Here is a 12,432-nt window from a genome sequence, read left to right on the forward strand (position 1 = left end):
TTCCGCGCATGCGTACCGCCCCTTTGGTTGTATATACATTAAATAATATTGCAATATCGTATCGAATGATTCGTGCGCCATGGGCAAAAAACATGCGTGCAGCAGCCGGGCGTAACCACCCGGCGCTGTTCTGGCACGCAGGCTCATGTTTTTCACATTGCGCGCCTTTGTGGCGGCAGAACGTGCAAAAACAGTGTGACTACCCGCCAGACGTACTACCGGTATGGGGGGCAGGCGCACGCCCCTATGTTACGCTTTGTTGTCAGGAGTGGTTCTGGTTGTTCTTTCCAGCGCGTGCTGTTCAGCAAGGAGTAGCAGGTGCTGTAGATCCGCAGGGTCTATGTCAAACGCATCGCCCATAGTTGTCAGGGCTGCCTCAATATCTTCCATGGCCAGCCGCTGGGAGGGGGAGGCAAGTGCCGCCTCGGCCGAGTGTGGGTAACGGTGCCCGGATATTTTGTGAAACAGCACCCCCACAAGAACCAGAATAAGGGAGTTCAACGCCACCGGCAGAAAAGGGAAAAGCAGTGCGGCAGACAGGCTGGTGGCGGAGGGGTGCACCAGAACGGCAGTCAGGGCCGCAGCCCCACCGGGAGGGTGCAGGGAGCGGGTCATGATCATGATGATAATGGCGAGTGCCACAGACAGGCCCGCAGCTATGGTCATGTTGGGCACAGTAAGGGAGACGGCCACCCCCACGGCGGCGCTCAGAGTATTGCCACCCACAATGGACCAGGGCTGGGCTAGGGGGCTGGAAGGCACTGCAAACAGCAGAACCGCCGATGCACCAAGGGGTGCCACAATAAATGGAAATGCCGAATGCGCGAGCAGGCTGCTGAGCAGGGCTGTAAGCGTAATGCCAAGGAGTGCTCCGGTAGCACCCAGCAACTCCATCCGGCTGGCGCGCCCAACAGGTATGGACAGACGCCCGACCAGCGCGCCAAGGTGCAAAATCATGACAGGTCCTCGCCGGGGTTCAGTCTTTGCCGTGTTTATCCAGCCATGCCGCCAGCACAACGGCCTCGTTGTGTTCAGTGTCCCGCGCGCCATAAAGCAGTGTGACCGGCCCTTGTTTGATGAGCGCCATAATCTGGGCCACCGCAACCGGATTGGCTGAGAGTTCCGCCTGATAACGTTCCCCAAAAGCAGACCATTTTGCCGGGTCGTGGTTAAACCACTCCCGCAGTGCGGTGGAGGGGGCAATATCTTTCAGCCACAGGTCCAGATGCGCGCGCTCTTTGCTGACCCCGCGTGGCCAGAGACGATCGACCAGAACCCGTGCGCCATCATCGGCTTCAGGCGGGTCATAAACCCGCCTGACCTGAATATGGAGTTTGTGAGTCACGTGACCAGATCGGCATCGCTGGCCGACCCGAAAAATTCGTAACGTACCTGAGCTTTTGGCAAACCGGCCTCTCTGAGTGTTGCAATCACATCCCGCATAAAGCTGTCAGGACCGCAGATGTAGTATGTCGCACGCGGGTCGATCTGGCTCTTCAGCCAGTCCTGCGTCATCCGCCCCGTGTGTTGGGTCACAGCACCATGTGCACTGGTGGGGGCCTTTTGGCTATAGAACACGTCTGCCTGAATTTTCCCCGACTGTGCCAGAGTGTTGATGTACTCTCCAAAGGCTTCGGTGTCGGTTGAAGGCGTTGTGTGAATATAACGGATGGCGGCAGGCGTTTGTGCCGATGTGAGCGCACCCAGCAGGGAGATCATGGGGGTAAGCCCAACGCCTGCGCTGAGCAGTACAACCGGAGCCGAGGATGGCTCACTCAGTGTAAAATCACCCGCCGGGGCAGAGACCTGAAGTTCCGTACCGGGTTGCACGCTGTCATGCAGCCATTCGGATACGACACCACCACCCATCCGCCGGACACTGATGCGGTAGCTGTTGTCGCTGGGGGCGGAGGAAATGCTGTAGTTGCGGCGCTGTGAGCCATGGCCGGGAATATCCAGCCGGAAGCTGAGGTACTGGCCGGGCTGGTGGCGCATGACCGGCTTGCCATCTGCCGGGGTCAGCACGAACGAGGTAATATTCTCGCTCTCACGCACACGGGTGCTTACGGTAAAGCTGCGCCAGCCGGTCCAGCCACCGGGGGCGGTCTCATGTGCATGGTAAATCTGGCCTTCACGCCCGATCAGAATATCGGCTAGGAACCAGTAGGCTTTGCCCCACGCGTCCAGCACTTCCGGCGTTGCTGCATCGCCCAGCACATGGGCAATGGCCCCCAGCAGCGCAGTGGCCACAAAGGGATAATGCTCGGGCAGAATGTTCAGGCCGACATGTTTTTCGGCAATGCGTTCGACCATGCCACCCAGTGTGCCAAGGTCATCAATATGGCGGGCATAGGCCAGCACGGCCAGTGCCAGCGCCTTTGGCTGCTCACCATCCTTCTGGTGCGACATGTTGAACAGGTCGCGGATTTCTGGTGTGGCCAGCAGGCGTTTGTACATCTCCTGAGTGATGGTAAGGCCGTGCGCTTCCAGTGCGGGAACGCAGGCTTTGACTATTGCGCGGGTTGCGTCGTCCAGTGGGGCTGCCATGATCGCTTCTTTATAAGGTGTAGAACAAATGCACCTTATAAAGCCTTTTAAAAATGTCAAATGAATATATCTATTCGCCTGCTCAGCGGTTCACATCCACCACCAGCCTGCCACGGACCTGACCAGCCAGCAGGGATTGAGCATAGGCAATGGACTCGGTCAGGCCGATTGTGCGGGTCAGGGTTTCCAGTTTTTCAAAGTCTATGTCCCGGCTCAGGCGCGCCCAGGCGGTTACGCGCTCGGCCTGCGGGCGTGTTACGCTGTTAATGCCAAGCAGGCTGATACCGCGCAGAATAAACGGTGCTACCGTGGTCGCCAGTTCCAACCCCTGTGCCAGACCGCAGGTTGTCAAAACGCCATCAGCCTGCGTGCTGGCGCAGGCATTGGCCAGAGTATGGCTGCCCAGAGAATCAATAACTCCTGCCCAGCGTTCTTTTTGCAGGGGTTTGCCCGGCGCTATAAGTGTGGCGCGGTCCACAACCTCGGTAGCCCCAAGGTTGAGCAGGTGCTCTGCCTCATGCGTGCGGCCTGTGGAGGCCACAACCCGGTACCCCAGCCGTGCAAGCAGGAGCACGGCAATGCTGCCCACGCCCCCATTTGCGCCGGTGACCAGAATATCGCCCTTTTCTGGTGTTACGCCGTGTTTTTCCAACGCAAGAACACACAGCATGGCGGTATAACCCGCCGTGCCAATGGCCATGGCCTGGCTGGGGGACAAACCAGCGGGCAGGGGGATCAGCCATTCCCCCCGGACGCGGGCTTTCTGGGCCAATCCGCCCCAACTCTGTTCGCCAACACCCCAACCGTTCAGCAGAACAGGCTGCCCTTTGTGGTAGGCGGGGTGTTCGGAGCTTACAACCGTGCCGACCAGATCAATCCCCGGAACCATGGGGAACTGCCGGACCACAGGCCCTTTGCCGGTTATGGCAAGAGCGTCTTTATAATTGAGCGTGCTGTGGCTGACATCAACCAGCACGTCATATTCAGGCAGGCTGTTTTCTGCCAGTTCTGTGTAGGTTGCGTGGTAGTCGGTCTTGTCTTTGTCAACCACAATGGCTTTGAACATTAGCGTTTTCCTTCAGGGGCGTGCGTGAGTTTGCGCGGTGTTACCGGGTGGCGGCCTGCTGCAATTCCTCGGCCAGAACCTGCATAAGCCGGGTCGCAGGGAGTTCTCGCGCCAGTGGAGCGCCTTGCCCTGCCCAATGGGCAGAAAATTCCGCACTGCCCTGCCGTGTGGCAAGGGCGTTCAACTGCTTGGCGGCGTCATAGGCAAAGGGGTAGTCGGCGGCTTTGGGCTGTCCTGCCCCTTCGCTTTGCAGAATGAAGCGATTGACAAGCCCGCGGGCCGGACGACCAGATAAAACAGAGGTCAGGCGCGTGGCAGACGCTCTTTTGCTCTTCAGGCTTGTGCGGTAGGGCGCGCTGGCGGCAGATTCGGGGCATAGAATAAAAGCCGTGCCCAACTGGGCTGCCGTTGCGCCCAGGTCGAGCGCTGCTTGTATGGCATATCCATCCATTATGCCGCCTGCTGCCACAAGTGGCAGGGTTGTCTGGCGTCGCAGAAGTCTGAGCAGAACAGCCGTACTCAACTGCTCATCAACAGCGTTCGGGTCAAACATGCCCCTATGCCCGCCGGCTTCTATGCCTTGGGCAATAATTGCGTCCACGCCTGCGGCTTCCACCAGTGCGGCCTCCTGCGGGTTGGTGGCGGTGGCCATTGTTGTAATGCCCAGTTGGCGCAGAGCACTTAAATGGTGGGCATGGGGCAGACCAAAATGGAAGCTGACATAAGCGGGCCGGAGTGCCAGCAGGGTGTGAAAAAGCGCATCATCTGCCAGAAAGCTCTGGTAGATTTCCGTCAGCGCCTGAGGGGGCTGCGCACCAAATTCTGCAAAAAAAGGGGCGAGGTGCGCGAGCCATGCCGTATCCCGCGCATTGTCCCGCTTGCCCGTGGTGTGGCAAAAAACATTTACGTTGAATGGCTTGTCCGTAAGGGCCTGTGTTTCCTCAATCATGGCGCGGGCTTGGGCTGCGGTGCACGCACCAAGCCCCAGTGAGCCAAGCCCCCCGGCGTTGGATACGGCGGCTGCCAACCGGGGGGTGGAAACGCCCGCCATGGGTGCCTGAATAATGGGTAAGGGCAGGTTGCTCAGGGTCGCCCGGGGTGTTGCAACCATGATATTCTCCTTTTGTGAATATCCATTGCAATTTATTATTAAAGTAAGAATATATGGCCTGTGTGTTTATGCAACGGGTCAAAAGAATGGATTTTCTATCGCTCACAGTCTTTTGTGCAGTCGCTCGGGAGCAGAGCGTCACACGGGCTGCGGCGCTGCTGGGGCGTGCACCATCAAACATCACCACCCGTCTACGCCAGATGGAGGCTGAACTGGGTGTGCCGCTTTTTGAGCGACAGACAAAGCGCATGCTGCTCAGTGCGCAGGGCAGGATATATCTGGAGTATGCGCAGCGGATGCTCACATTGGCTGAAGACGCCAAAATGGCCATTCAACCCGCGCACACGGCAACAACACTCCGGGTGGGTGCCATGGAGTGTACGCTGGCCAGCCGCCTGCCTGTGCCACTGGCGCGGTTTAAGGCGGCGTGGCCCGCTATTTCGGTCAGTCTGACAGCAGGGCCGAGTGCGCAGCTGTTACGAGCACTTGCGGCACAGGAGCTGGATTGTGCGTTGCTTGCGCAACAACCCGGAGCATCATTCCCCAATACTCTGCATGCGCAGGAAGTACCTGCGTTTGAGGAGGAACTGCAACTGCTCTGCTCCTCAGGGTATTGGGCGCACGGGGCGCAAAAAGTGCTGGCGGTATTTGCGCCGGGCTGTTCCTACCGCGCTGTGGCAGAAGCGTGGTTGCACGAGCACCACGCTGGCGGGGAGGGCGTAACGCTCCGGCAGGTCGCATCCTACCATGAGATGTTTGCCTATACGGCAGTCGGGGCCTGTGCCTGCATTATGCCAGCCAGTGTGATTACCCTTATGGTGCCTGATGTGACGCTGGAGCGGACAACGCTGTGCACAATGCCAACATGGCTGGTCAGCCGGTCCGGGTTTTTGTCCACTGCGTTTGCAGCTTTCAGCCGGGAGATACTGGCGTAAAAGCAGCATCATCCCGGCTGGTTTTGGGTGTCGTGGCGGTTTTTGTCAGGTCATAAGCAGAATAATCACCATGCCCCAGATAGTCAGCAGCGTGTTCCCTACGGCGTAAGTAACGGTGTAGCCAAGGGTGGGGACCTGACTGCGGGCAATTTCGTTGATCATGCCCAGTGCTGCGGTTGTTGTGCGCGCCCCTGCGCAGGCGCCAAGCAGGATGGCAGGGTGGAAGCGGAACAGATATTTGCCAATAAAGATGGACAGAACAAGCGGGAGCGTTGTTGCAAACATGCCCCACAGGAATATTCCGGCCCCCAGATTTTCCAGCCCGGCAACAAAGGTTGGCCCCGATGCAATGCCCACGCCTGCAATAAAGACGTTTAGCCCCACAGAGTTCATAAACCAGACTGTTGAGGTGGGTATGTAGCCAAAGGTCGGGTGGATGGAGCGGAGCCAGCCAGTAATAAGGCCCGCGATCAGCGCACCACCAGCCGTAGACAGGGTAAGGGGTATGGACCCGATACGAATGGTGACCGCACCAACAAGGCAGCCAATGGTAATGGCGAGTGCCAGTGTCATAACATCCGTAACACTGCCGGGGCGGTCCACACGGCCCCATGCCTTGGCGGCGATGGAGGTATCTGCCGTGCGCCCACTCACCGAGAGCACGTCTCCACGCTGCACAACTGTTTTGGGCAGCAGGGGAATTTCCTCCCCGGTCAGCCCGCGTGCAATCCTGCACAGGAAAACGCCGTGTGCTTCGGGCATTTTTGCAATTTCAGCAATTGTTTTCCCGCTGATCGCACGGCTGGTGATGAAAATATCAATGCCTTCCATGGGAACCGAGAGCAGCTCGCGGTCGTCCACTTCCTTGGCATGTGTGCCAATAATATCGATCAGGATATGGCGTGACCCGGTAATGGCCAGAACATCCCCGGTCTGGACAACCATATCCCCTTTAGCTGCCATGACCTGAGAGCCTCGGCGCACGCGTTCAATAAAAACACCGCCATGGGGAAAGAGATGTTCGATCTCCGAGACTGTCTGCCCGCTGACCTTGGTTGACTCCCCAACCTGAAAAGCGCGGAGTTCGTAAGGGTGCCAGGCCAGATCGCCACTGGCATTGTGGTCCATGCCGCCCATGCTGGCTTCGTAATCCGCACATTCCTTGGCAAGGTCCACGCGCAGCAGTTTTGGCCCGAGTAGTGCAAGGATAATGGCAGAGCCAACCGTGCCAAACAGATAGGTGACCGCATAGGCAACTGGCATTTCGTTCAGCAGGTGGCGTTTTTCTTCCACCGTAATGGCAAGCTGGTTAATGCTGTCGGTCGCAAGCCCCATGGAGGCAGAAAGTGTTTGGGACCCGGCAAAAAGACCCGCAGCCGTTCCTGCATTATACCCGGCAAGGCGCGCTGCCAGCCACACGGAGCCAAGGCAGAGCAGGCAGACCACAACGGCAAACAGGGCCTGCTTCAGCCCGTCCTTTGCCAGCCCCCGCACAAACTGCGGGCCAACGCCATAACCAACAGCAAACAGGAAGAGCAGAAAGAAAAAGGACCCCACCATGGGCGAGATCGGGATGTTGAACTGCCCGATCGCAACTGCGGCAATCAGCGTGGACGTGACTGCACCCAGCCCGAGACCACGGTAGTTGAATTTGCCGAACCAGTACCCAAAGGCCAGGGCTATGAATACTGCAATCGGAGGGTAGGTTTTCAGTACAGTTTCAATCCATGCCATGGCAGGAGAACGCTCCGGGGAAAAAAGTTTGGGACAAAATGAAAAAAACTGCCACGTTCCAACAAAGAGCGTGGCAGTTTTATCAGGTACTAAACGTTACAAAGACCGGTGTTACGGAGCCTTTGCGGGCACCGTGTCTTTTGAAAACGCATGGTGTGGTGTTTTCTGCCCTGCTGCGCCCAGTGGTGTTGCGGGCTTGTGGGCCTCAAGATAATCAATGGAGCGCTTCACATCTGCAAGGAAGAGGTCGGCCATATCACGGGTAAAGCCGTGGCGGACCAGAACACGCATGACAACAACATCGGTAATGTTGGGCAGCATCGTATAAGCCGCAGCCTGCCAGCCACGTGTGCGCAGACGGTCGGAAAGGTCAAAGAGCGACCAACCCGGGTTCCCCTCCAGCGTCCACGACACACCGGGAATGCCCTTTTTGCTGTCACCATCAAAAAACAGATGGAACGGGCCAATCTTGACAATTTCCTGCGCAATATGCCCGGCCGTGTCGTACATATTGTCGAGCAGGCGGCGGTAGCCTTCGCGGCCAAGACGCAGGAACAGATAATACTGCGCAATGATCTGACCGCCCGGACGCGAGAAGTTCAGCGCAAATGTGGGCATGTTGCCGCCAAGATAGTTGACCCAGAAAATCAGGTCATCCGGCAGGTCGGTCTTGTCTTTCCACACAACCCAGCCCACGCCCAGCGGAGCAAGGCCATATTTGTGGCCGGACGCGTTGATCGAGCAGACGCGGGGCAGGCGGAAGTCCCACTCCATGTCCGGCTCTTTAAAGGGGGCTGTAAAGCCGCCGGAGGCCGCATCAACATGGATGGGAATATCCAGCCCGGTTTCGGCCTGCAGTTTGTCCAGTGCGGCTGCAATTTCAGCAACGGGTTCGTACTGGCAGGTAAAGGTCACGCCAAAGGTTGGCATAACGCCAATCGTGTTTTCATCAACCCGCTTCAGCACTTCCTCGGCATTCATGCTGATCCGGTCTTTTTCAAGCGGAATTTCGCGGATTTCAACATCAAAATACCGGGCAAACTTGTGCCAGCAGACCTGTACGGGGCCAGTTACAATGTTCGGGCGGTCAGTGGGGCGCCCGGCTGCCTTGGCTTTTTCGCGCCAGCGCCACTTCAGGGCAAGGCCACCCAGCATGGCGGCTTCGCTGGAGCCAATGGTGGCACAGCCGATGGAGCGGTTCAGCTCGGGGGCGTTCCACAGATCGGCCAGAATGCTGACGCAACGACGTTCGATTTCCGCTGTGGCGGGGTACTCGTCCTTGTCGATCATATTCTTGTCGATGGCCAGATCCATCAGGCGATGAATTTCCGGCTCCATCCACGTCTGCCCGAAGGTGGCAAGGTTCTGGCGTGCGTTCCCGTCCAGGAACAGTTCGTCGCGGATGAGGGCTTCAGCCACGTCAGGGCGCATCTCGCCTTTGGGAAAGCGGAATTTGGGAACCGTGATTCCCGCAGATCGGGTCGCATACAGGTCGGCATCGACTTCATGCGAGGCTGGCTTTTCCTGAATCGGCATCTGGATGACCTTTCAAGCTCGTGCTGTTAACCGAAGACGGGGCAATAACACGGCCTGCAAATATGGAAATTGACACAAATCAATTAAACAATGCCAAGGTGGAAGACAATACAAATATTTGTTCCGATAATGGAATATAAGTTAAGTTTTTATCAAATAACGATATGGTTATATTTGAATTAACAAATGATGTTATTTTACAATTATGTTTAAATTATAGTATTTTATAGTTATCAGTGCGTTAATTTATATTTTAATTAATATTTTTGCAGTGTAGGAGGTGTGAGGTACGTCTGTTCCATTGTCACTCCCAAATGTTTCGGCATTCATGCAGGGGGTTTTGGATGTATCTGCATTGTCTGGGGGCTGGAAGTGGGGGTGTTAATATTTGGCGCAGGTCATCTGGCTTGGTGCAGATGTTTGCGTTACATAAAAATGGTGGGGTTAAAAAAGCCGCCTCCCGCACGCATGTATGCCAGAGCCAAAACCATGCGGATGATGGGGGCGTAGACCACGCCCCTTGTTGGTAGGGGCGTGTCAGGGCATGGGGCGGGCAGACAGTCTTTTCAGACTGTCTGGTTTGCCTGTTGGGGCATGCGTGCTGTCAGGTCGAGGTGCGCAGCGTGTTAAAAACCAATTACCGCATCTCCGCCAAAGGTGAACATGCCGTTGTTGTTGCCGCCATTAAAGGGGGTGGTGCTGTTGAGTGCGCGGTCAAAGCGGATTTCCGGACGAAGCTGGAAAACGCGGACATGGTGCCCAAGGTCAGGGCGGTAGGCTACGTTGAGCGAGAGGTCGCCATAGGTGGTGCCATGGCCACTTGCACCCGGCACCGTATCATACGGCCGTCCGGCAATGGCGTTCATGTAAGAGTTGTTCCCACGGAAGGTGGCAACCATGGAGTTGGTGTTGTCGCGGTAGATTTCGCCACGGTAATTGAAGGTGAAGTCCTTGTTGATCTTGTAGCTGAGGAAGCTGACAAAGCTCTCCGCATCCGTGCCAGCAAACTGGCCGCGTGCACCAATGCCACGAATGCCTTCATCATGCAGGTAGTTGAACTCTGCTGTCAGGGTCAGCTTGTCATTGACCTGATAGGTCGCGTTAATATCGTTCCAGAAGCGTTGTGCGTGGTCGGCTTCATAATGATCGCCAAGTGCCCGCCATGAGTTTTCTGGCCCAACGCGGCTGAGTTCAACAATGCGCAGCTTGCCACCGGCCAGATTGTTCAGGTTAAAACCAAAATACCCAGCAGGGCGACTGTTGTTGTCCGATGCGCCAAAGGTTGTCTGGTTCCCCGTATCAATCCCGAATGTCACGTCCAGTATGGGGGTTACGTGCCAGTTGAACATGGCCCCAACATGTTGGAACGGCACGGAATATTCGGAGGTATACGCCAGTGTGTAAAAAGCGCGGGAGGCTGGGTCCAGCCCTTCCACACCCATGGGGGCCTGTAGAATACCGGCCTGCATATCCAGCCCGCCAGATGTCAGCCACGGCAGGTGGACATCAATATGGGCCTGTGCGGGAATAAGCTGGTAGCGGGACTTCCATTCCTGATCGGAGATGCCGACCAGATGGTAGTATCGTGCATCCGAGCCATAAAGCCCTTCCAGCGTAAAGCCGATCTGGTAAGTGTTCTTGCTGGTATCTATGGCTTTGGAAAGTGTGAATTCTGCCTGATTCAACTGCACCTGATTGGCATGGTCTGCCAGAAAGTCCCCAAAGTTATAACCGGGGTTGGGGCGTGCGGGGTTGGCCATAATGCCCCCTTCAATTTGCCCGATCAGGGTGACATCCGACAGCCAGTGTGACAGGTCCGAGCCACCGCTGGAAAAAGCCGAAAAAGGGTGAACCTGAGCCTTTGCTGATTTGACGGGAACAGCCACCAGAACGGAGGCAACGCTCAGGGCAAGGGCAAGACCTGATTTTTTTCTGGGCAGATGCATGTCTCAGATTCCCGCGTTATTTATTATTTAGATGTGTATGCTGTCGTTATGGGACCAGTTGGATTGGTAACATTCCACTTTCAAAATAAAACAAAAACCATAAAGGCGGTTATCACAGTTCCGTGATAACCGCCTTTATGTAAAATATTTATGCGCGCAGTTTTATGTAAAGCTGAATAAAATCAGTTTTTAATTGTATTTTAAACCGTCTTATACAAATTTCTTTGTAATATCAGCAATCCGCGTGCCAAAAGCGGCTGCCGTATCCAGCCCACCTTGCGGAATTTCGTCCACGCTGGCGTCGGATGGGCTTTGTACCAGCAGGCCGGTGGAACCCCCTAGGGCGTTCAGGTCCGTATTTTTGGCAGCTTTGGTGTTGGAGGGCAGCATGCCAAGGCTAATCCACAGGCCGCCGTGCTGTGCAGCCAGAGTTTGCAGCCAGGACAGGGTCAGCCCCTTGTCCCCCACCGGGCTTGCGCTGTTGGTAAAGCCAGCAAACAGTTTGTTCTGCCAGCCACGCATGTACCAGATTTTGGATGTGGCATCCGCGAATTTTTTAAACTGCCAGCTTACGTTGCCCATATAGGTGGGAGCACCAAAAACAATGGTTTTGGCCTGTGCCAGCTTGTCCCATGCGCTTTCGGGCAGGTCACCGTTGTCATCAATGGCCAGCAGTTCGGCTTCGGCAGCCTTGGCAAGGTGTTCGGCCACCTTGCGGGTGTGGCCATAACCAGAGTGATAAACAACAACAATATCAGACATGTCAGCATCTCCGTGTGTGGGTCAGACCCCAAGGGCTGGCTCTTGTGCTACGGAGCATGGCGTAGTCCGGCGTGTGCGATAAGCTGCTTTTGGGCAAAAGCATCTCACACCACAGGTATGAGATGCAGGGGGCAGGGCGAGCGGGGGTGCCGCTCAGATCTGCTCGATCGTGGAAAAGTCGAATGTCTCCCCTTTAGGGTTTTCGCCCAGCCGGATCACCGTTGCGGAGGGCATGGCGTAGGGTGGGACAGGCAGGTTGTACGGGGCAGGGGCCCCTTTTTGCACCCGGCCAGCCAGATCAAATTTGGAGCCGTGGCAGGGGCAGCCGTATCCGCCGGATGCCTCCGGCCCGGACCCCTGCGGCGGGGTGTAGGCCGGGACGCAGCCCAGATGGGTGCAGATGCCAACATAAATACCAAATTCCGGGGTCAGGGAGCGGTGCCAGTTGCGGGCATAACCCGGCTGCTGGTTGGCGGTGGAACTGGCATCCTTGAGCTGTGCGCTCAGTTCCGCATTCTGCAGGCTGGCCAGTTCCTGTGGTGTGCGGCGGATGATAAAAACAGGTTTACCCTGCCACACGGCGATCATCTGTTGCCCGGGGGCCAGATGGGTAATGTCCACATCAACAGGCAGGTGGGCAGCGGCGCTGTCCTGGGGTTGCAGGCTTTGTACAAACGGAATGGCGCAGGCCGCAATGCCTGTGACCGTGCCAGCCGTGGTGACCATGCCCAGAAAGTCACGGCGGCCGGGAGCCTGTTCGGGAGCTGGGGTGGTGTCAGTCTCGCGTGTCATGGT

11 protein-coding genes are annotated in these 12,432 nt (G+C 56.7%); 1 reads left to right on the forward strand and 10 read right to left on the reverse strand.

The window, feature by feature from the left end; genetic code table 11:
• Positions 1-249: 249 nt before the first annotated feature.
• From HK26_RS09540 to HK26_RS09560, 5 genes are all read right to left on the reverse strand, one after another.
• Positions 250-957: an HPP family protein gene (locus HK26_RS09540; protein WP_180539479.1), complete on the reverse strand. Its 708-nt coding sequence runs from the start codon at positions 955-957 to the stop codon at positions 250-252.
• Between the two features lie 19 nt (positions 958-976).
• A complete protein-coding gene (locus HK26_RS09545) occupies positions 977-1,345 on the reverse strand; it encodes a DUF488 domain-containing protein (protein ID WP_086639571.1) in 369 nt (122 codons plus the stop codon).
• A complete protein-coding gene (gene hmpA, locus HK26_RS09550) occupies positions 1,342-2,547 on the reverse strand; it encodes an NO-inducible flavohemoprotein (protein WP_086639572.1) in 1,206 nt (401 codons plus the stop codon). Before hmpA ends, HK26_RS09545 begins: the two co-directional genes overlap by 4 nt.
• Positions 2,548-2,629: 82 nt before the next feature.
• Complete coding sequence (gene acuI / locus HK26_RS09555; RefSeq protein ID WP_086639573.1) at positions 2,630-3,613, reverse strand: acrylyl-CoA reductase (NADPH); 984 nt, start codon at positions 3,611-3,613, stop codon at positions 2,630-2,632.
• A gap of 40 nt (positions 3,614-3,653) precedes the next feature.
• The gene (locus HK26_RS09560; RefSeq protein ID WP_086639574.1) at positions 3,654-4,724 is read right to left on the reverse strand and encodes an NAD(P)H-dependent flavin oxidoreductase; all 1,071 of its coding nucleotides are present in this window, start codon (positions 4,722-4,724) and stop codon (positions 3,654-3,656) included.
• A gap of 86 nt (positions 4,725-4,810) precedes the next feature.
• Between HK26_RS09560 and HK26_RS09565 the strand changes: the two genes are divergently transcribed.
• A complete protein-coding gene (locus tag HK26_RS09565) occupies positions 4,811-5,659 on the forward strand; it encodes a LysR family transcriptional regulator (RefSeq protein ID WP_180539482.1) in 849 nt (282 codons plus the stop codon).
• Between the two features lie 45 nt (positions 5,660-5,704).
• Here the strand turns inward: HK26_RS09565 and aspT are convergent, their stop codons facing one another.
• From aspT to petA, 5 genes are all read right to left on the reverse strand, one after another.
• Positions 5,705-7,393: an aspartate-alanine antiporter gene (gene aspT / locus HK26_RS09570; RefSeq protein WP_086639576.1), complete on the reverse strand. Its 1,689-nt coding sequence runs from the start codon at positions 7,391-7,393 to the stop codon at positions 5,705-5,707.
• Positions 7,394-7,504: 111 nt separating this feature from the next.
• Positions 7,505-8,929 carry a glutamate decarboxylase gene (gad, locus tag HK26_RS09575; protein WP_025826542.1) on the reverse strand — a complete coding sequence of 475 codons (1,425 nt, stop codon included), beginning with the start codon at positions 8,927-8,929 and terminating at the stop codon, positions 7,505-7,507.
• 626 nt (positions 8,930-9,555) lie between these two features.
• Positions 9,556-10,875, reverse strand: coding sequence for an outer membrane beta-barrel protein (locus tag HK26_RS09580; RefSeq protein WP_086639577.1), 1,320 nt, complete (start codon positions 10,873-10,875; stop codon positions 9,556-9,558).
• Positions 10,876-11,085: 210 nt separating this feature from the next.
• On the reverse strand, positions 11,086-11,637 hold the full coding sequence (locus HK26_RS09585; protein ID WP_086639578.1) for a flavodoxin family protein: 552 nt from the start codon (positions 11,635-11,637) through the stop codon (positions 11,086-11,088).
• A gap of 153 nt (positions 11,638-11,790) precedes the next feature.
• On the reverse strand, positions 11,791-12,429 hold the full coding sequence (petA, locus tag HK26_RS09590) for a ubiquinol-cytochrome c reductase iron-sulfur subunit (protein WP_086639579.1): 639 nt from the start codon (positions 12,427-12,429) through the stop codon (positions 11,791-11,793).
• Positions 12,430-12,432: the final 3 nt, after the last annotated feature.

The organism is Acetobacter okinawensis (genome assembly GCF_002153655.1).
GTDB lineage: Bacteria > Pseudomonadota > Alphaproteobacteria > Acetobacterales > Acetobacteraceae > Acetobacter > Acetobacter okinawensis_A.